The 18,944-nt window shown below is 45.9% G+C and carries 19 protein-coding genes; 11 read left to right on the top strand and 8 right to left on the bottom strand.

The genetic code is table 11. The annotated features are described in order from the left end of the window. Positions 1 to 223: 223 nt before the first annotated feature. The 6 genes from clpB (at position 224) to OCV77_RS08170 (ending at position 5,443) form a co-directional block, all read left to right on the top strand. Entirely contained in the window at positions 224 to 2,815 is a 2,592-nt protein-coding gene (gene clpB, locus OCV77_RS08145; RefSeq protein WP_262574533.1) for an ATP-dependent chaperone ClpB, read from the top strand. A 30-nt stretch (positions 2,816 to 2,845) separates the two neighbouring features. Next, positions 2,846 to 3,025 (top strand): DUF4250 domain-containing protein, encoded by a 180-nt coding sequence (locus tag OCV77_RS08150; protein WP_118798717.1) that lies wholly within the window; start codon positions 2,846 to 2,848, stop codon positions 3,023 to 3,025. Continuing rightward, on the top strand, positions 2,994 to 3,212 hold the full coding sequence (locus OCV77_RS08155; protein ID WP_262574536.1) for a hypothetical protein: 219 nt from the start codon (positions 2,994 to 2,996) through the stop codon (positions 3,210 to 3,212). The genes OCV77_RS08150 and OCV77_RS08155 overlap by 32 nt, the downstream gene beginning before the upstream one ends. Continuing rightward, positions 3,146 to 4,285 carry a serine hydrolase gene (locus tag OCV77_RS08160; protein ID WP_262574538.1) on the top strand — a complete coding sequence of 380 codons (1,140 nt, stop codon included), beginning with the start codon at positions 3,146 to 3,148 and terminating at the stop codon, positions 4,283 to 4,285. The genes OCV77_RS08155 and OCV77_RS08160 overlap by 67 nt, the downstream gene beginning before the upstream one ends. A 100-nt stretch (positions 4,286 to 4,385) precedes the next feature. After that, the gene (locus OCV77_RS08165) at positions 4,386 to 4,574 is read left to right on the top strand and encodes a hypothetical protein (protein ID WP_118798719.1); all 189 of its coding nucleotides are present in this window, start codon (positions 4,386 to 4,388) and stop codon (positions 4,572 to 4,574) included. Between the two features lie 128 nt (positions 4,575 to 4,702). Further along, positions 4,703 to 5,443, top strand: coding sequence for a polysaccharide deacetylase family protein (locus OCV77_RS08170; protein WP_262574539.1), 741 nt, complete (start codon positions 4,703 to 4,705; stop codon positions 5,441 to 5,443). A 67-nt stretch (positions 5,444 to 5,510) separates the two neighbouring features. On the opposite strand, the gene OCV77_RS08175 is transcribed toward OCV77_RS08170, so the two are convergent. After that, positions 5,511 to 6,188 carry a GNAT family N-acetyltransferase gene (locus OCV77_RS08175; RefSeq protein WP_262574540.1) on the bottom strand — a complete coding sequence of 226 codons (678 nt, stop codon included), beginning with the start codon at positions 6,186 to 6,188 and terminating at the stop codon, positions 5,511 to 5,513. After that, on the bottom strand, positions 6,172 to 6,324 hold the full coding sequence (locus OCV77_RS08180) for a hypothetical protein (RefSeq protein ID WP_262574543.1): 153 nt from the start codon (positions 6,322 to 6,324) through the stop codon (positions 6,172 to 6,174). Before OCV77_RS08180 ends, OCV77_RS08175 begins: the two co-directional genes overlap by 17 nt. 271 nt (positions 6,325 to 6,595) lie before the next feature. Here OCV77_RS08180 and OCV77_RS08185 point away from each other — a divergent pair, with 271 nt between their 5' ends. From OCV77_RS08185 to OCV77_RS08200, 4 genes are all read left to right on the top strand, one after another. After that, entirely contained in the window at positions 6,596 to 8,572 is a 1,977-nt protein-coding gene (locus OCV77_RS08185) for an RsiV family protein (RefSeq protein ID WP_262574544.1), read from the top strand. A gap of 88 nt (positions 8,573 to 8,660) precedes the next feature. Then, entirely contained in the window at positions 8,661 to 9,506 is an 846-nt protein-coding gene (locus tag OCV77_RS08190; RefSeq protein WP_262574545.1) for a formate/nitrite transporter family protein, read from the top strand. Positions 9,507 to 9,509: 3 nt separating this feature from the next. Beyond that, positions 9,510 to 10,871 (top strand): replication-associated recombination protein A, encoded by a 1,362-nt coding sequence (locus tag OCV77_RS08195; RefSeq protein ID WP_118798723.1) that lies wholly within the window; start codon positions 9,510 to 9,512, stop codon positions 10,869 to 10,871. Beyond that, positions 10,868 to 12,772 carry a DUF5722 domain-containing protein gene (locus OCV77_RS08200; protein WP_262574546.1) on the top strand — a complete coding sequence of 635 codons (1,905 nt, stop codon included), beginning with the start codon at positions 10,868 to 10,870 and terminating at the stop codon, positions 12,770 to 12,772. Before OCV77_RS08195 ends, OCV77_RS08200 begins: the two co-directional genes overlap by 4 nt. Before the next feature lie 52 nt (positions 12,773 to 12,824). Here the strand turns inward: OCV77_RS08200 and OCV77_RS08205 are convergent, their stop codons facing one another. Genes OCV77_RS08205 through OCV77_RS08215 form a run of 3 tightly spaced genes read right to left on the bottom strand, consistent with a single transcriptional unit; the run spans position 12,825 to position 15,536 of the window. Next, entirely contained in the window at positions 12,825 to 13,337 is a 513-nt protein-coding gene (locus OCV77_RS08205) for a DUF4364 family protein (protein WP_118798725.1), read from the bottom strand. A 25-nt stretch (positions 13,338 to 13,362) separates the two neighbouring features. Beyond that, positions 13,363 to 14,379: a tRNA modification radical SAM protein MnmL/YtqA gene (gene mnmL / locus OCV77_RS08210; protein WP_262574548.1), complete on the bottom strand. Its 1,017-nt coding sequence runs from the start codon at positions 14,377 to 14,379 to the stop codon at positions 13,363 to 13,365. A gap of 2 nt (positions 14,380 to 14,381) precedes the next feature. Continuing rightward, positions 14,382 to 15,536 carry an NAD(P)-dependent malic enzyme gene (locus tag OCV77_RS08215; RefSeq protein ID WP_262574549.1) on the bottom strand — a complete coding sequence of 385 codons (1,155 nt, stop codon included), beginning with the start codon at positions 15,534 to 15,536 and terminating at the stop codon, positions 14,382 to 14,384. Between the two features lie 213 nt (positions 15,537 to 15,749). Between OCV77_RS08215 and OCV77_RS08220 the strand changes: the two genes are divergently transcribed. Further along, positions 15,750 to 16,586, top strand: a complete 837-nt coding sequence (locus tag OCV77_RS08220; RefSeq protein ID WP_262574551.1) for a DegV family protein — start codon at positions 15,750 to 15,752, stop codon at positions 16,584 to 16,586. Here OCV77_RS08220 and OCV77_RS08225 read toward each other — a convergent pair. From OCV77_RS08225 to OCV77_RS08235, 3 genes are read right to left on the bottom strand one after another with little or no spacing between them, the layout of a single operon-like run. Continuing rightward, complete coding sequence (locus OCV77_RS08225; RefSeq protein WP_262574553.1) at positions 16,581 to 17,300, bottom strand: LytR/AlgR family response regulator transcription factor; 720 nt, start codon at positions 17,298 to 17,300, stop codon at positions 16,581 to 16,583. The genes OCV77_RS08220 and OCV77_RS08225 overlap by 6 nt on opposite strands. A 26-nt stretch (positions 17,301 to 17,326) precedes the next feature. Then, complete coding sequence (locus OCV77_RS08230) at positions 17,327 to 17,620, bottom strand: DUF1294 domain-containing protein (RefSeq protein WP_262574554.1); 294 nt, start codon at positions 17,618 to 17,620, stop codon at positions 17,327 to 17,329. Positions 17,621 to 17,639: 19 nt separating this feature from the next. Further along, entirely contained in the window at positions 17,640 to 18,857 is a 1,218-nt protein-coding gene (locus OCV77_RS08235) for an argininosuccinate synthase (RefSeq protein ID WP_118798730.1), read from the bottom strand. Positions 18,858 to 18,944 lie beyond the last annotated feature (87 nt).

Below are 18,944 nucleotides of genomic sequence, written 5' to 3' on the forward strand. Positions count from 1 at the left end.
TAATTTGGTGTAAAGAAAATAAGCATTACACCAAAATCAAATGAAATGGTGTAAAAATGGTGTAAAACCAAGAAAATTGAGTGTGAGTGCAATTTGAAATCCCTTGCAAACCCTGTAAAAATTACGGTTTGCAAAAAAATATTCAAATTATTAGCACTCACCTCTTGACAGTGCTAACAACTGGTGTTATAGTATCAATAGAACATGAGTAGGAGGTGTGCGTATGAACATCAATAAATTTACCCAGAAATCTATGGAAGCCGTACAGGGATGTGAAAAAATTGCCAGCGATTATGGCAATCAGGAAATAGAGCAGGAGCATCTTCTTTATAGTCTGCTGACTATGGAGGACAGCCTGATTTTAAAAATGATCGAGAAGATGGAGATCAACCAGCAGTACTTTGTGAACAAAGTCGAAGAGATGATCAGTAAGAGAACCAAGGTTCAGGGAGGACAGTCCTATGTGGGGCAGTATCTGAACAAGGTACTGATCTCTGCTGAGGATGAGATGAAGGTGTTTGGAGATGAGTATGTCTCTGTGGAACATCTGATGCTCGCCATGATCAAGTATCCGAGTCCTTCCATGAAGGAGCTGTTCCGTGAGTTTGGCATCACCAGAGAGCGGTTTTTACAGGCATTGTCTACGGTAAGAGGCAATCAGAGAGTCACCAGTGACAATCCGGAGGCGACCTATGATACACTTACCAAATACGGACAGGATCTGGTAGAGAAAGCCAGAGACCAGAAGCTGGATCCGGTTATTGGCAGGGATAACGAGATCAGAAATGTGATCCGTATCCTTTCCCGTAAGACAAAGAACAACCCGGTTCTGATCGGTGAGCCTGGTGTAGGTAAGACTGCGGTTGTAGAAGGTCTGGCACAGCGTATTGTGAAAGGTGATGTACCGCAGGGACTGAAGGATAAGAAGATTTTTGCACTGGACATGGGAGCACTGGTAGCGGGTGCCAAGTACAGAGGAGAATTTGAGGAGCGTCTGAAAGCGGTTCTTGAAGATGTGAAGAACAGTGAGGGACAGATCATTCTGTTCATTGATGAGCTGCATACCATTGTTGGTGCAGGCAAGACAGATGGTGCACTGGATGCCGGTAATATGTTAAAGCCTATGCTGGCAAGAGGTGAGCTGCACTGTATCGGGGCAACCACGTTGGACGAGTATCGTCAGTATATTGAGAAGGATGCAGCACTGGAGCGTCGTTTCCAGCCGGTTATGGTAGAGGAGCCTACTGTTGAGGATACTATTTCCATTCTCCGTGGACTGAAAGAGAGATATGAGGTCTACCATGGTGTCAAGATCATGGACAATGCCCTCGTCAGTGCAGCAGTGCTTTCTCACAGATACATTTCTGACAGGTTCCTGCCGGATAAGGCGATTGACCTGGTGGATGAAGCCTGTGCCCTGATCAAGACGGAGCTGGACTCCATGCCTACAGAGCTGGATGAGCTGAAGCGTAAGATCGACCAGCTTTCAATTGAAGAGATCGCCCTGAAAAAGGAGGATGACAGACTCAGTCAGGAGAGACTGGAGGATCTTCAGAAGGAGCTGGCTGAGCTGAAGGAAGAGTTCAGTAACAGAAAGGCACAGTGGGAGAATGAAAAGGCTTCCGTTGAGAAGCTGTCAAAGCTCCGTGAGGAAATTGAAAATGTTAATAATCAGATAGAGATTGCTCAGCGGGAGGGTGATTTTGCCAAGGCCAGTGAGCTGAACTACAGTACCCTTCCAAGCCTGAAGAAGCAGCTTGAGATCGAGGAAGCAAACGTAAAGAATAAGGATCTTTCCCTGGTTCATGAGAGTGTATCCGAGGAGGAGATCGCAAGGATCATTTCCAGATGGACAGGTATCCCGGTTGCCAAGCTGACGGAGAGTGAACGAAACAAGACACTGCATCTGGATGAGGAGCTGCATAAGAGAGTGATCGGACAGGATGAGGGTGTTACGAAGGTGACAGAGGCGATCATCCGTTCCAAGGCAGGTATCAAGGATCCCAGAAAGCCGATCGGTTCCTTCCTGTTCCTCGGACCTACCGGTGTAGGTAAGACAGAGCTTGCCAAGGCTCTGGCAGCAGCCCTGTTTGATGATGAGAACAATATGGTGCGTATCGATATGAGCGAGTACATGGAGAAATATTCTGTGTCCAGACTGATCGGAGCGCCTCCTGGATATGTTGGTTATGAAGAGGGCGGACAGCTGACAGAGGCCGTCAGGAGGAAACCGTATTCCGTTGTCCTGTTTGATGAGATCGAAAAGGCTCATCCGGATGTATTTAATGTACTTCTGCAGGTACTGGATGATGGACGTATCACGGATTCCCAGGGACGTACCGTAGACTTTAAGAATACGATCCTGATCATGACATCCAATATCGGAGCATCCTATCTGCTGGATGGAATTGATGAAAAGGGCAATATCAGTGAAGAAGCAAAGAAGCAGGTTATGAATGATCTGCGTGCCCACTTCAGACCGGAATTCCTGAACCGTCTGGACGAAACGATTTTGTTCAAACCATTGACCAGAGATAATATCGGTGGCATAATTAAACTTATCATTGCAGACCTGAATAAGAGACTTGCAGATAAGGAGCTTACCGTAAAGCTGACTCCGGAAGCAGAGAACCTGATCGTGGAGAATGCCTATGATCCGGTTTATGGTGCAAGGCCCTTGAAGCGATATGTACAGAAATATGTTGAAACACTGGCAGCCAAGCTGATCCTTGCTGATGAGACGGATGAGGGTGATACGATCCTGATCGATGCAGTGAACGGAGAGCTTACAGCCAGGGTGGAGAAGAAAGCCTAAGGACTGCAGAAACAGACAGGAGGTTACAGGATGTTACCGCAGGACGCAGATATGCTTTTGAGTATTATAAATATGAAGCTCCGTGATTTTTATGGAAGTCTGGATGCTCTGTGTGAGGATCTGGATGAGGATAAGGAGCAGATACAGAAGACACTTTCCGGGATAGGATATACCTACGATGGAGAGAAGAATCAGTTTATTGCAGGATAGCCGTAAGGCTATCCTGTTCTTTGTGTGCGCAGAAGGAAAACGAGCGGCTTCGAGAGCGGCCATAGCAGAAGGAAAACGAGCGGCTGCGGAAGCAGCAGTGTATATAGAGGAGTTTGATTATTGGAAGAGCAGTTTGATGAATATGATGCAGCCAGAGAAAGAAGGCAGCGCCGGCTCGCAGAGATGAAGCGTAAGAAGAAGCAGCAGGCACTGTTTCGGAAGTACTTCCGCTTTGGTGCAATTGGAGCTGTAGTTTTTATAGCTGTTCTGGTTGTTCTGATCGGTAATGGTATTTCAAAAAGAAATAAGAATAAAGAGCAGCAGGGTGTACAGACAGAAACAGCAGAACTTCAGGCAGTGGCGGAAACAGAAGCAGAGGAGTCCTTACCTTTAGCAGATCAGAAAGAGCCAGCAGAAGTACAGGCAGCAGAGCCTGAAGAAAATAAAATATATGAGGCAGCAGAATCGCCGGATATGAAAGCAGTCAGCGAGGAGGTCATCAGCAGCAATGCTATTTTTATCGATCTGAGGAAAAATGAGATCCTTGCACAGCGGGCAGCCAGACAGGTCATTGATCCAGCATCCATGACCAAGATCCTGACGGTACTTGTGGCAGCAGAGCAGATTGAGGAAAAGAATCTTGATGATAAGGTGACGATCACTATAGATATTACAGACTACAGCTACAGTAACGACTGCAGCAGTGTGGGCTTCGCAGAGAATGAAAGGGTGACAGTACAGGATCTTTTCTATGGAACGATCCTGCCCTCCGGTGCAGATGCTGCACTGGCACTGGCAACCTATGTGGCCGGGAGTCAGGAGGCATTTGTGGAGCTGATGAATGAAAAGCTGCAGAAGCTTGGCCTTTCTGACACGGCACATTTTACCAACTGTGTCGGATTATATGATGAGGCACATCGCTGCACAGTTTATGATATGGCGATGATCATGGAAGCGGCGATGGATAATCCACTTTGCAGAGAGGTTATGTCAGCACATACTTATACGACATCTGCTACGGCAGAGCACCCGGATGGGATTACCATATCCAACTGGTTTCTGCGCCGGATCGAGGATAAGGAAACCGGGGCAGAGATCGTCTGTGGCAAGACCGGGTATGTGGTGCAGTCCGGAAACTGTGCAGCCAGCTATGGAGAGGATCAGAACGGAAACGGTTATATCTGTGTGACTGCCGATTCTACCAGTGCATGGCGGTGTATTTATGACCATGTGGCACTGTACAGTGAATTTACAGCCTGAGCTGCCTTAAGAAAATCTTTAGACAGCTTTAAGAATGGCTACAGTTTTTTTGAAGAAATTTTTGCTATAATCACGTTATAGCTATGAGAGGTGATGTGATATGCAAAAAGAAGAACTTGAATTTATTGATGTAGCAGAAGAACCAAAGAAAACAGAGAAGAAAAGAAGACGTGCGATAAGTCAGAAGGAGGCAGATAAAAGAGGGCAGATCTTTGCCATGCTGCTGCTTACTGTGGTATTGTGCGCAGCAGTTTATGCTCTGATCAGGACACTTGGGATCGGTGTGTAGAGTGTAAAAAAACAGGAATTTTCCGGGAAAAGATGCATATAGGATGCTGATATTTCCCTGAGAAGACATGGATAGAAATGCAGAAGCATATAGATAGGATAAGAGAGCAAAAGAGGGAGATTTCCTTCATGAGCCTTACGAAAAGAATCCTGTCCTGTATGCTTCTTTTATTATTGCTTGCTCTGGTTTTGCTTAATGCCTGGCACGGAGAACAGGAAAAGAGGCAGGAAAAAACAGATTTTTCAGCAGTTTTCTGTGAAGGAGAGGAAATCCAGGAAACACTGGCAGATGCAGAACAGGTGGAAGAGCCTGAAAATAAGAAAATAGCCATCACCTTTGATGACGGTCCACATCCGGTATATACGAAGCAGCTTCTGGATGGCCTTCTGGAGCGAAAGGTGAAGGCTACTTTTTTTGTGACCGGGGAACAGGCAGAAAACTATCCGGAGCTGATTGAAAGAATGGACGAAGAAGGACATCTGATTGGAAATCATACTTACAGCCATGTACAGCTGCGCTCCTCCAACAGAGATACATTTAAGGAGGAGCTGATCAGAACCAATCAGGTGATTTATGATATTACCGGAAAGGAGACGGAATATGTAAGGCCGCCTTATGGCGCATGGGACAAAACCTTTGAAACAGAACTGAATATGTTTCCTGTACTCTGGACTGTGGATCCTCTGGACTGGTGCTCATCCAATGCCGGCTGTATCGCAAGAAGCATTCTGGCAAAAGCCGGAGAAAATGATATTATCCTCATGCATGATGAGTATGAATCTACCGTGCAGGCTGCACTCATGGTAGTGGATCAGTTATTGAAGGAGGGGTACGAATTTGTAACGGTGGATGAAATTTTGTTTGACTGATCTGGTTTTTATAAATGAAACAACGCAGGAAGCTTCATACCAGGTACGGGGCTTTTTGTCATTTTCATCAGTCATCATAGATCATATGAATTTCTCGAAGGGATAAATACATGGGTGTGAATTCTGAGTCGACAGAATGGAGTGGTTTCATATTTATTTCCATTGGATGAAAACCATTTTTTAGATAAAATGATTCTGCTTCAGGAATGGCATGCAGAAATAATGCTTTGAAACCAATGACGTCGGTTAACAGAGAATTGGTATGATAAATGATATTTCTCATAATCCAGGCAGCAATGGGAAGATCCTCGTTGTCATATTGGTAGAAGAGATTCTGGTATTTTTCATTGACGGCAAACATTTTGATTTCTATTGCTGGAATGCCACAGATCTGTATATCAAACTCTTTGTTGTACTTCTGAGCTTCATCTGGGTCAAGACGTATCCGGTCTTCGTAGGGGATGGAGGTTGTGGAAAGTGTATAGTAGGCAACAATTTCTCTTTTTTCTTCCTGACCGGTATCATCATAAAAAACATTCCAGACCACATAGGAGACGCCATCACCAGAGTTTTGATATTGAACAGCCTCTTTTTTTATGAAATCATCAAAAGAATCATAATATTTTCCCGCATGGAAATGAGAAAGGGCAGACGAAGAATCCTGATATGCTTTTGCCAATGATGTCACATCAGGATTAAAATATTCTATATGTGTATGAGGGTGAAAATTACTTTCGTTTTGCAAAGAGATTTGCCGCCTTTTTACAGGAATCAAGAAATTCACCGGATACCTTGTTGGTATTGAATTCCTGAACGAATTGAGAGGAATTTTGCCTTTTGATGATGGATATTTTATTAACAGGTTTTGCTAATACAGCCATGGAAATTTCCTCCTTTTGTATTGATGAGTGACCAGAATTTATTTTCTTATTCATATTATACCATTAAGGGGAGCGGGAAAACAATCATTGTTTCAGGCTATAATATGAAATTATTTCTGAGTATTATAGCATGGGGACAATAAAATCACAAGTAATTATTTTATTGTATATGCAGTTTTTGAACATTTATTCATAATCAAATTCATTGAGTTCGTAGCCTCTCTATGTTACACTGAAATCCAAAGAAACCGCATAACAGAGGAGAATAAAGATGAAGTGTACATGGAAAAGAAAACAGGGCTGGTTTCTGGCGATCCTGCTGGCAGCAGTATTTGTATCTGCAGGCTGCACAGGAAAAGCTGACGCAGATTTACCGGTAGGAGCAGAAGGCGAAGTGAAGCAGCAGGAAGCAGGACAGACAGATGCACAGGCAGATGAGGATCTGAGCGCAGAGGACGAAACCGGCAGGGAAGATCAGGCAGAGGATGTGCTGCTCCTTGCAGGAAGGAAGAAGGTCGTAGGTGTGCAGCCGGATGGCACAGCAGACCTTTTGTACGAAGCCGGGGAAGGATATTATGTGCAGAGTGCAGTCTATGGGGACGGAATAGTGTTTGTGGCTGTTTATCAGGAGCAGAATTCCGAAAGCACAGACAGCGGGGAGCTGGAACGCAGGCTGTGTGCGGTAGAGGACGGAGAGGAAACAGTACTCCTGGATATTGATGACACGATGAGCTGGGCACTGCAGATGGAGTACGTGGACGGAAGCCTGATCGTAGAGTACGTGATGGAAGATTATGCGAATTTTAATAATTCCTCCGAAACAAAGGTCATCGATTTTACGAAAACGTCAGAGGGCTGGCAGCAGGGAGACAGGTATCAGAAGCTTGCAGAGCTTCCGGGCTTTGCAGAAGGAAGCATTTATGCAAACTGGAAAAGAGCACTGGAGTCACTGAAATCATGCGGTGAACTGATCACCTTTGACAGTGAGGGAAACCGTCTGATCAGCTATGATACGGATGGAAATCTTCTCTGGGAATCTGCACTGCTTCAGGATACGTATGATGTGGATGAGGTAAACAGTGATTATACGGTATATAGCTACACAGATTACCCGGAAGAGGACAGATATGATCTGTATGATGGAAGTCTGATCCTGCATGATAATAGAACAGGGGAAGAGCAGACACTTTTTACCTGGAATGAGAAGTCAGAGGATAAAAGGGCAATACCGTTAAAGCTTACAGAGGATAAGCTGTACTATTATCAGAGTGAGGAAAAACAGGAAGAAAGGGAAGTATTCGACAGGAAACAGATCTACAGCTATGAGCTTAAGACAGGAGAAGAAACTTTTCTGTATGAGGCGGGAAGACTTGCCGGACCGCCGATGAATACGATCACTGCAGGAGTCAGTGGTTTTGATGTTTATCAGGGAAGGTATTATTTTGCTGCCATGGAAGAGGACAGCATTGGCTGGGCTGTGCTTTCAGAAGACGAAATCGGGAAAACCCCGGCCGGGGGAAAGTCTTATCCCGGAGCATACTTTTCTGTATGGGATGAGAAACGTGATTTCAGACAGTATGGAACAGTAGAAGGCATTAAAAAAACAGTTATCAGTGACAGCTATGACATCGATGTTTATGAGTATTATCAGGAATGCTTTAAGCTGGATCCCTCCTATGAGCAGGCAGAACGGATCAATGAGACCCTGAAGGAGATCTGGGAAGGGGATATCCGGTATGCGGAAGATGGAGCAGCACAGGAGCTCTCTTATCTGACCGGGAATGACGAACTGGATGGATATTCCCGGAGCATGTATCCTTTATCTTATGATAATGAACTGAGCCGGGTGGAAGTGCTTGGAGCAGACTATCTGACAGTGGATTACAGCGGTTATGAATATACTGGCGGTGCCCATGGCTATCCCTATCGCAGCCATTATCTGTTTGATCTGACTACAGGAGAGGAAAAGACACTGGCAGATCTGTATCAGGGAAGTGTAGAGGAGTTTAAGGATATTGTGGCACAGTACAGTGTACAGAACTGGAAGGACAATCCGGATCCTTATTTCGGCTGGGACAGTGAGGATGCCGCCTATGCAGACCTTTACGATAACGCATCGCTGGATATGCTGATGCGGTATGGGACAGATGGAATTGTGATCGAGTATTCGCCTTATGAATATGGACCTTATGCATCCGGATATATTGGAGTAGAGATCCCCTATGAGGCATTGAATATTAATCTGTAATGTTGTATACTAAAATAAGTAGAAAGGCCTGCGGAAGGGATTCTGCAGGCTTTTTTCCTGTAGATTTGAAGAAGAAAGGAATGAAGTTATGCATTCGCCTTTGGAAATAGCAAAGAATTTTGTGGAGATCGGACTCCACAAGGTAAGACTGTCAGCCTTCAAGATGCTTGTGCTTGGTATTTTTGCCGGCATTTATATCGGCTTTGCGGGGATCGCATCAACGACAGCCTCAGCAACGATAGAGAATCCTTCTGTGGCAAGACTGTTAAGTGCCTGTGTATTCCCTGCCGGTATGGCGATGGTGCTGATCGCCGGAAGTGAGCTGTTTACCGGAAATAACCTGATCATTATCTCTCTTTTGGAAAAGAAGATTAAACTGACAGAAATGCTGAAGAACTGGTTCTTCGTATTTGTGGGCAATTTTATCGGTGCTTCCTTTGTGGCAGTGATGGTAGTATATGCCGGAATCCCGGGACTCTATGATGGCAGGCTTGCTGAAAAGATGGTGGCAGCCGCACTGACGAGAGTGAATCAGACTTTTCCAGAAGCCTTTGCCAGAGGTGTTCTCTGCAATATCCTGGTCTGTGTAGCGGTGTGGGGAGCTTTTGCAGCGAAGAAGGTATCCGGCAAGCTCCTGATGAGCTTCTGGCCGGTCATGCTGTTTGTACTTTGTGGGTTTGAGCACAGTATCGCAGATATTTATTTTGGGGTATCTGGGCTTCTGACCATGCCGAAATATGGAGTCAGTGGGGATGCCCTGACACTTGCAAGCTTCCTGCTGAAAAACCTGCTCCCGGTAACACTGGGCAATATCGCAGGCGGTGCAGGTATTGTGGGATGTGGCTACTGGGCTATGTATTTACGTCATACACCGGGATATGTACAGCCGATTGAACAGGAACAGGAAGAGATCGACGCGGCAGAGGAGTATTAAGAAATGGATTTATTTGAATATATGAGGAGCACGAGTATGGAAAGGGAAGCTCCTCTGGCAGCAAGACTGCGGCCAAGGACACTGGACGAGGTCGTAGGACAGCAGCACATCATCGGTAGGGACAAGCTGCTTTACCGGGCGATCAAGGCAGACAAGCTCAGCTCCATTATTTTTTACGGACCGCCGGGAACCGGCAAGACGACTCTTGCCAAGGTTATCGCCGGAACAACCAGTGCGGAATTTACCCAGATCAATGCCACGGTAGCCGGTAAGAAAGACATGGAGGATGTAATAAAGGCGGCGAAGGATACCCTTGGCATGTATGGAAAGAAGACTATTCTTTTCATAGATGAGATCCACCGCTTTAACAAGAGCCAGCAGGATTATCTGCTTCCCTTTGTGGAAGATGGTACAGTGATCCTGATCGGGGCGACGACGGAGAATCCTTATTTTGAGGTGAACGGGGCGCTGATCTCAAGGTCCATTATTTTTGAACTGAAGCCACTTTCTGTTGAGGATATCAAGGAGCTGATCCATCGTGCCGTTTATGACAAAGAGAGAGGAATGGGGGCATATGATGCAGAGATCGATGAAGATGCCCTTAATTTTCTTGCGGATATTTCAGGGGGAGATGCCAGACATGCACTGAATGCGGTGGAGCTTGGCATCATGACGACAGAGAGGGCACCAGATGGAAAGATCCATATCACGCTTCCGGTAGCACAGGAATGTATCCAGAAGCGGGCAGTCAGGTATGACAAATCCGGGGACAACCATTATGACACCGTATCGGCTTTTATCAAAAGTATGCGGGGATCTGATCCGGATGCGGCGGTGTATTATCTGGCGAGGATGCTGTATGCAGGAGAGAGCGTGACCTTTATTGCAAGACGTATTATGATCTGTGCTTCTGAGGATGTGGGAATGGCAGATCCACAGGCGATCCAGGTTGCGGTAAGTGCTTCTCTTGCGGTAGAAAGAGTGGGGATGCCGGAAGCACAGATCATACTGTCAGAGGCGGCCATGTATGTGGCCTGCGCACCAAAGAGCAATGCCTGTGTGGCGGCCATAGGAGAAGCGATGAGTGAAGTAGAAAGGTCAGGAAATCTTCCGATTCCTCCGCATCTGCAGGATGCCCATTATAAGAGCGCTGCGAAGCTGGGACACGGAAGCGGATATCTGTATGCCCATGATTATCCGAACAATTATGTAAAACAGCAGTATCTTCCCTATGAACTGAACGGTAAGGAATTTTACCATCCGTCAGGAAACGGATATGAGGTGAAGATTAAGGAACATATGAGCCGTCTGAAAAGAGAAGCGGCAGAGCCGGATAAGAAGACCGATCAGGCTGATCCAAGATGAAGAAAGAGCATGAAGAGGGAAAAAGGAACGGAGATATGAGTGAGACGACCGGGAAAAAACCAGCCGTAAAGAAAAAAGTGCGAAGGAAAGGAAAAAGAAGGGTATCGCTCAGAAGAAGGATCCTGACGATCCTGGCAATTCTGATGCCAGCAGCACTAATAGCAGGTGTTATTTTATATTTCCTTGTGTTCAGGGAAAACGCCGGAAAAGAAATTACAGAAGTGCCGGGGAATGATATACAGATACAGGAAAAGCCGGAGGAAGAAGCACCACAGAAGGGAATCGGGTCAAACATCATCAACCATATCCTGACGGCAGAATCTGCTGTGGAGGAATCCTATCAGAAAAGACCTAAGACAGTAGAGATCACGGAGGAGAATGCAGCAGATTTTGCAACGCTGGAGTCCTGTCTGATCGATGGCTCTGCAGGCAAGGTCAATGTGAAGGTCAAGGGAGAGGGAATACCTGCCAGTGATGATAAGTATTATTATCTGTTTGCTCTCAATACTTATGATAATACGATCCCGGATGATGCCGAATATCTTTCCAGGCTTTATAAGGATGAAGGGGCAGAATTCTCTACACCATTAAATTACAATTATTCCACCAGTAAGCTTTACAAGAAATTTGTTGTAGCGGTGAAGAAGGATGGAAAGTATCTGGCAGTGACAGGACCAAGGTATATCACCAATCCGGAAGCGATCGCTAAATATGGCTCTGTTTATCAGGTGCCTGCAACGAAAAAGGGACTTCTTGTGGATCCCAACAAGCTCAGAGGAAACGAACTGGATGATCTTGGGATCAAGCAGGCTGCCTATAATATTCCGGTAGCAAGACTGCTCGGTCCGAGTACCCACAGTGCCTACCCGACGATCCAGTATACCTATAACGGAAAAACCTACACACTGAACGGGCAGGTGATCGCAGAGTATGATCTTGTATTCAGTACACTGACAGCCAAGGGGATCTCTACGACAGCAATTATCCTGAATAATTATTCCGGCTCCTATCCACAGCTCATTCATCCGAAGTCCAGAAGCTATGGGGCAGCTCCCTATTATATGTTCAACGGAGCAGAGGAATCCGGAGTGGACTATATGGCGGCGATCGGTACCTTCCTGGCGGAGAGGTATTCCGGTAACAGCCACGGGCGGATCTCCAACTGGGTCATTGCTAATGAGATTAATGCCAGAAAAGAATGGAATTATATGGAGCGTGTGGGCACCTCAGAATATGTGGAGGAATATGCCAAGGCTTTCCGGGTTTTCTATACTGCGATCAAGAGTGTCAGCAGCAGTGCCAGAGTATACATGCCGATCGATCAGCAGTGGGACAGGAATCTGAAGAACAATACGAACTATGATGGCCGTGATATTGTGGATGAGTTTAACAGAAATATCAAATCTACGGGAAATATTGACTGGGGTCTTTCCCAGCATCCTTACAATGTACCTCTGACAGAGGCAAGGATCTGGAAGTCAAATAAGCTGGTCACCCACAGTGCGGATACGTCCATGATCACAATGGCCAATATCGAGGTGCTGACCAATTATATGGCACAGGATGCCTACCGGACAGATGACGGAGAGGTCAGAAGCATTATCCTGAGTGAACAGGGCTACACCTCCACAGCAGGGGAGGCACTGCAGGCAGCTGCGATCGCCTATGCGTATTACCGGGTAGAGAATAACCCTCATATTGATGGTTTCCTCTTAAACCGTGAGACCGATGCTTCAGAAGAAGTGGCGCAGGGACTTGCCTTTGGGTTAAACCATGCAAACGGAAGTCCAAAGCAGTCCTACAATGTATATAAATATATAGATACACCAAATCATGCCCAGTATACGGATTTCGCCAAGTCGATCATTGGCATATCAAGCTGGAGTGAGATCATGAGATAAAAAGAACCGCAGGAGCAGTGATGCACCTGCGGTTTTTGCATAGGCGTTACATTCAGAACAGCTGCTCTATCAGGTACTGATAGATTTCCTGGTTTTTTTTCTGCCAGTTGTCACAGATGGCAGCAGCTGTTTCTTCTACAGGGACGGAAATGATCAGGTCGACAAGCGTGACATTTCCTTCCTTGGCCTTTAAATGGGCTTCGTATTCGCCGGAGGTTGACTTGTAGTAGTCGGCAAGTATAGAAACCTCATTACGAAGCTCCATTTCATTTTCTTTCAGATATTCATCAATTTCCTGTCGGATAGAAGCACTGATCTGTTGGGAAAAGAAATCCAGGGTCTGCTTTCCATCCTTTGTCAGCAGAAGCTGGGTTCTGTTCCGGACCGTTCTGGCATCTACGAGGCCGGTATCTGTAAGCTCCCGGATGACCTGCTGCAGGGTAAGAAAGTTGGTATATTCCCTTGTCAGGATAAAATCGCTGATCTGGGCAGCAGTCAGAGGGAAGCTGACCCTGTTCAGCATATAAAGTACGATCAGTTTATATAAAGTTAAGGGATCTGACATAATAAAAACTCCGTTTCAAAATAAGCTAAAAAATAGATTCATCGGAACTGCTGCCCGGAAACAGGGCACCCTGAAAGGCATTCTGTTCTCTCATCTGTTTGTGCAGGGCATTTAATACTCCTCTTTTATCAAGGCTCCAGAGTGGTGCGGTCAGGAGGGAGCGGCTGCCGTCTCCGGTGACACGGTGTACTACAATATCCGGAGAAAGAAGCATAAGGCACCTGATCAGTACAGCCAGGTAATCATCACGGTCTGGAAAAAGACAGATGGAAGCAGGATCCCTTTCATACAGGTCAGCAAGATCTGTGCCTTTCAGGATATGAAGAAGCTGCAGCTTGACTCCGGATACTGGCAGGGTATTCAGGTAAGAAACGGAAGCGTACATATCCTCATCTGTTTCACCAGGAAGACCGAGGATCAGATGAACTATGACCGGTATATCAAGGGTAGCCAGACTGTGAACGGCCTTTTCAAAGCAGGGCAGCTCATAGCCCCTTCGGATAAAGCGTGCCGTCTTTTCGTGGATGGTCTGAAGGCCAAGCTCGATCCAGATCAGCTTGTCGGGATATTCATCCTTCAGCCGGCTAAGCAGGGATAGCACCTCATCCGGCAGGCAGTCAGGTCTTGTGGCAATGGAAATGCCGATGATCTCTTCAAGCTCAAGGGCACCTCGATAGATCTGTTCCAGGTAGGAAACAGGACCATAGGTATTGGTAAAGGCCTGAAAATAAGCCATAAACCGGGAGCCGGTCTGCTTGTGGTGGAAGAGAGACTTTCCCTTCTCAAGACTTTCACGGATGGAAGATCTGTCAAGAAGAGGAGCGGCAAAATCACCGCTCCCTCCACTGCTGCAGAAGATACAGCCTCCTCTGCCTAAGGTTCCGTCCCTGTTTGGACAGGTCAGTCCGGCATTCAGAGAGATCTTATATATTTTCTGTGAAAACTTCTGCTTAAAAAAGGCATCCAGAGAATAGTAGGGCTTGTCCAGCCAGTATTCCGGAAGAGAAACCTTATTTTCTGCAGAAAAATCTGATACTGACATAGTTATCTTTCAATATGGGATCTGACAGCTTCTGCAACAACCTCTGCTACTCTGGGATTAAAGGCTTCAGGCATGATGTTGTCTTCGTTTAATTCTTCATCAGGAACAAGGGAAGCGATAGCGTTTGCAGCGGCAAGCTTCATTTCTTCGGTGATCTTTGGAGCACGTCCTTCCAGGGCGCCCTTGAAGATTCCGGGGAAAGCCACTACATTGTTGACCTGATTGGGGAAGTCACTGCGTCCGGTACCAACGACCTTTGCACCGGCAGCCTTTGCAATATCTGGCATGATCTCGGGAACCGGATTTGCCATGGCAAAGAGAATGGCATCCCTGTTCATGGAGGCTACCATTTCGGGAGTCACAATGCCGGGAGCGGAAACGCCAACAAAAATATCTGCACCCTTCATGGCATCTGCAAGAGTACCGGTCTGCTGATCAAGATTGGTAAGCTCAGCCATTTTCTGCTGCATCCAGTTCAGTCCCTCTGTCTTTTTGGAGACGATACCAACCTTGTCACACATGGTAATATGAGGAAATCCGTATGTCAGAAGAAGCCTGGTAATGGCAACACCGGCACTTCCGGCTCCATTTACCACGATACGGCAGTCTTCCTTTTTCTTGCCAACTACCTTCAGGGCATTGATGATGCCGGCAAGCACAACGATGGCTGTACCATGCTGGTCATCATGGAAGACAGGGATGTCAAGGATTTCTTTTAAGCGTTCTTCTATTTCAAAGCATCTGGGAGCACTGATGTCTTCCAGATTGATGCCGCCAAAGCCGGGGGCAAGATAGGTCACAGCCTTGATAATCTCCTCCGTATCCTGGGTATCAAGACAGATCGGAACTGCATTGACACCGCCAAATTCCTTGAACAGAACAGCTTTTCCCTCCATGACCGGCATAGCGGCATAGGGACCGATATTGCCAAGGCCGAGAACGGCACTGCCATCGGATACAACAGCGACAGTATTTGCTTTCATGGTATATTTGTAAGCAGCCTCCTTATCCTGTGCAATCACCTTACAGGGCTCTGCAACACCGGGCGTATAGGCCAGGGAAAGATCTTCTCTTGATTTGACAGGGGACTTGGCTACAATCTCAAGCTTGCCATTCCATTCTTCATGAAGCTTCAGGGCTTTTTCATTTATTGTCATGACGAATACCTCACTTTTCATTTTTATACATCATTTCTATCATATATTATTTCGGACGGGGGTGCAAGGGAAGGAAAAATAAAATGTGCTTTCTGAAAAATGTGATATCGTGAATTAACCTTTACATGTAAGATATAATATGCTATTATAAGTAGTAATGAAAACTATGTTATAAAATGTTAAATAATAAATGAAATAGTTTTGGAGGTTCTGATGAAATATAAAATTGTGATTGACAGCTGCGGTGAACTGCCTTTTCAGTACCAGAATGATATCCGCTTTGAGCGTGTGCCCCTTGGCCTTGAGGTAGAAGGGGAAGTGATCATGGATGATGAGAACTTTGATCAGATTGATTTCCTAAAAAAGGTGGCAGCTTCGTCGAAATGCCCGAAGTCATTTTGTCCGTCACCCGAGAGATTTATGGAGGCTTACCGGACTGAGGCAGAGAATGTGTTTGTATTTACTCTTTCCTCCAAATTGAGCGGAAGCTACAACAGCGCAGAGCTTGGCAAAAAGCTGTATCTGGAAAAATATGGACATAAGAATATCTTTATCTGTGATTCAGAATCTGCAAGCTGTGGAGAAACAAATCAGGCACTGCTTGCAGCGAAGCTCTGTGAAGAGGGACTGTCCTTTGAAGAGGTGTGCAGAAGGGTATCTGAGTACCGGGATCATATGCATACCTATTTTGTTCTAGATAATCTGGAAACCTTACGGAAAAACGGAAGACTGACCGGAATCAAGGCACTGGTAGCATCCACCTTAAGCATCAAGCCGGTAATGGGATCAGAGAAGGGAGCTATCATCCAGCTTGGACAGGCGATCGGGATCAAGAAGGGACTGGCAAAGATGGCAGCAGCCGTTGCAGCAGATGCAGTACATCCCGAAGAGAAGACACTGATGATCACTCACTGTAACTGCCTTGAAAGAGCAGAAGCAGTAAAGGACATGATCCTGCAGAAGATTTCCTGCGGGGATGTGGTGATCATGGACACCAGAGGTGTCAGCAGCATGTATGCCAATGATGGTGGTGTGATCGTTACGCTATAAGGTGATATTCTGTAGAGCACTTTTAATATACTTCATCACGAAGGGATTGGAGGGAAGACGGTATCCGTCCTTCATGAAGACAGCAAGGGGGGTATAATGATCCATGTGGACAACATTGATAAGCCCCCGGTCATTCAGGAACACGAAGTGTTCAAAGGCGGAAATAGTATTATAAAAGTTATACATTTCAGAAAGAACGGAAACCTTTTTTCCGTTTTGGAGAAAAACATGTACATAGCGTCCTTCCTGGACCGCATAGAGAATATCATCCTCATCTACATACCAGGTTTTCTGTTCACTGCGGAGCTCGATTTTCGGAACACGGCAGGCACCAAGCTCTTCTGCTCTGTCAAGAACAGCGGTGAGCTCTGCCGTGATAATGGGCTTATCCAGATACAGAATACTATCCGGTATCCCTGACAGAGCAGAGGCTTTTTCCTTATAATTGATTTTCGAGGAGCACAGCACAATAGGAGCTGTAACTCCGTTTTCGACAAGCTGCAGGGCAAAGGTAAGCCCATCGGGTGCAGACGCTGTCATATCCAGAAAAAAAAGATCATACTGCATATGGTTGGTGGAAAGAATGCGGCAGTCACCAAAGGAATCGGCAAATAAAAGTCCGGTTTTGGCCTTCCGTTTATCCGATTCCCGCTTCAGAAGACGTTCCAGCTGTTTTCTGTCAGCAATATTGTCATCACAGATCGCAATGTGCATCAGGGGTTCCTCACTTATCATTATCATTAAAGAAGAGAGATTTCAAAGGGTGCATGGAGCAGGAGAGCGATCAGAAGGATCTGAAGGATCAGGATCGCAGGCATACCATACACAAAATACCAATGTCTTGTTTTATGACGAAAAGCATACATTCCAATAATGGAACCTATGCTTCCGCCAATTATTGCAACGATAAAAAGGGTTGCTTCCGGAATCCGGAAGGCCCTTTTTTTCGCTTTGTATTTATCGATGCCCATCAGCGCAAAGCCGATGAGATTCACGGCAATAAGATACTCGAGGAGTAAAGTAATAACGTCCATGCCTTACCTCCTGCTTTGATTACAGTTCTCCGCGCTCCTGCATTTTCATAGCACGAACCTTGGTAGAAAGTCCGAACAGATTGATGAAGCCTTCTGCATCGTGATGGTCATACAGATCACCGGTTGTGAAGCTTGCAATGCTCTCATTGTACAGAGAGTAAGGAGAAGTGGTACCGGCTTTGATGATATTGCCCTTGTAAAGCTTGAATTTCACTTCACCGGTTACATACTTCTGGGTGGATTCCACGAATGCCTGTACAGCTTCACGTAAAGGAGAGAACCATTTTCCTTCGTATACGATCTGTGCAAATTTGTTTCCCATGTCCTTCTTGACTGCGTAAGCATCACGGTCAAGGATCAGCTCCTCAAGCTGCTGGTGTGCTTCATAAAGAATGGTTCCGCCGGGAGTTTCATAAACACCTCTTGACTTCATGCCGACAACACGGTTTTCAACAATATCTACAATACCGATACCATGCTTGCCGCCAAGTTTGTTCAGGTCACGGATGATATCAGATACCTTTTTCTTTTCACCATTGATGGCTACCGGGACACCCTTTTCAAAGGAGAGTGATACATATTCGCCCTCATCAGGAGCCTTCTCAGGAGTAACACCAAGAACAAGGAGGTGATCGTAGTTGGGTTCGTTGGCAGGATCCTCAAGCTCAAGACCCTCATGGCTGATGTGCCAGATGTTACGGTCACGGCTATAGCTGGAATCTGCTGAGAAGGGAAGATTGATACCATGTGCCTTGCAGTACTCGATCTCAGATTCACGGGAATCCATAGTCCACTTTTCATTTCTCCATGCAGCGATGATCTTAAGATCAGGTGCCAGAGCCTTGATACCAAGCTCAAAACGGATCTGATCATTACCCTTTCCGGTAGCGCCGTGGCAGATTGCGGTAGCACCCTCCTTACGTGCAATTTCCACTAGCTTCTTGGCAATCAGAGGTCTTGCCATGGAAGTTCCAAGGAGATATTTGTTCTCATATACGGCATGAGCCTGTACACAGGGAACGATATATTCATCACAAAATTCATCGATAACATCGAGGATGTATAATTTTTCAGCACCGCAGGATTTTGCTCTTTCTTCAAGTCCGTCAAGCTCTTCTTCCTGACCACAGTCGATGCAGACGCAAACAACGTCGTAATTGAAATTCTCTTTTAACCAGGGGATGATGGCTGTAGTGTCAAGACCGCCTGAATACGCTAAGATTACCTTTTCTTTCATAATGTATGCCTCCGGTATGTTTGTTAGTTTTTTTTGTTTGGGTACATCATACTCCTTTCCAAATGGAAATGCAACACTTATTTTGCA

It is taken from the genome of Suilimivivens aceti (genome assembly GCF_025567405.1).
GTDB classification, from domain to species: domain Bacteria; phylum Bacillota; class Clostridia; order Lachnospirales; family Lachnospiraceae; genus Suilimivivens; species Suilimivivens aceti.

What these genes read in the sequence shown, in the direction of transcription:
- OCV77_RS08185 (WP_262574544.1), top strand. Translation starts at nt 6,596, where the DNA reads ATGAAGTGTACATGGAAAAGAAAACAGGGCTGGTTTCTGGCGATCCTG.
- OCV77_RS08215 (WP_262574549.1), bottom strand. Translation starts at nt 15,536, where the DNA reads ATGACAATAAATGAAAAAGCCCTGAAGCTTCATGAAGAATGGAATGGC.
- OCV77_RS08180 (WP_262574543.1), bottom strand. Translation starts at nt 6,324, where the DNA reads ATGGCTGTATTAGCAAAACCTGTTAATAAAATATCCATCATCAAAAGG.
- clpB (WP_262574533.1), top strand. Translation starts at nt 224, where the DNA reads ATGAACATCAATAAATTTACCCAGAAATCTATGGAAGCCGTACAGGGA.
- OCV77_RS08200 (WP_262574546.1), top strand. Translation starts at nt 10,868, where the DNA reads ATGAAGAAAGAGCATGAAGAGGGAAAAAGGAACGGAGATATGAGTGAG.
- OCV77_RS08170 (WP_262574539.1), top strand. Translation starts at nt 4,703, where the DNA reads ATGAGCCTTACGAAAAGAATCCTGTCCTGTATGCTTCTTTTATTATTG.
- OCV77_RS08155 (WP_262574536.1), top strand. Translation starts at nt 2,994, where the DNA reads ATGGAGAGAAGAATCAGTTTATTGCAGGATAGCCGTAAGGCTATCCTG.
- mnmL (WP_262574548.1), bottom strand. Translation starts at nt 14,379, where the DNA reads ATGTCAGTATCAGATTTTTCTGCAGAAAATAAGGTTTCTCTTCCGGAA.
- OCV77_RS08230 (WP_262574554.1), bottom strand. Translation starts at nt 17,620, where the DNA reads ATGGACGTTATTACTTTACTCCTCGAGTATCTTATTGCCGTGAATCTC.
- OCV77_RS08225 (WP_262574553.1), bottom strand. Translation starts at nt 17,300, where the DNA reads ATGCACATTGCGATCTGTGATGACAATATTGCTGACAGAAAACAGCTG.
- OCV77_RS08205 (WP_118798725.1), bottom strand. Translation starts at nt 13,337, where the DNA reads ATGTCAGATCCCTTAACTTTATATAAACTGATCGTACTTTATATGCTG.
- OCV77_RS08235 (WP_118798730.1), bottom strand. Translation starts at nt 18,857, where the DNA reads ATGAAAGAAAAGGTAATCTTAGCGTATTCAGGCGGTCTTGACACTACA.
- OCV77_RS08195 (WP_118798723.1), top strand. Translation starts at nt 9,510, where the DNA reads ATGGATTTATTTGAATATATGAGGAGCACGAGTATGGAAAGGGAAGCT.
- OCV77_RS08220 (WP_262574551.1), top strand. Translation starts at nt 15,750, where the DNA reads ATGAAATATAAAATTGTGATTGACAGCTGCGGTGAACTGCCTTTTCAG.
- OCV77_RS08150 (WP_118798717.1), top strand. Translation starts at nt 2,846, where the DNA reads ATGTTACCGCAGGACGCAGATATGCTTTTGAGTATTATAAATATGAAG.
- OCV77_RS08165 (WP_118798719.1), top strand. Translation starts at nt 4,386, where the DNA reads ATGCAAAAAGAAGAACTTGAATTTATTGATGTAGCAGAAGAACCAAAG.
- OCV77_RS08190 (WP_262574545.1), top strand. Translation starts at nt 8,661, where the DNA reads ATGCATTCGCCTTTGGAAATAGCAAAGAATTTTGTGGAGATCGGACTC.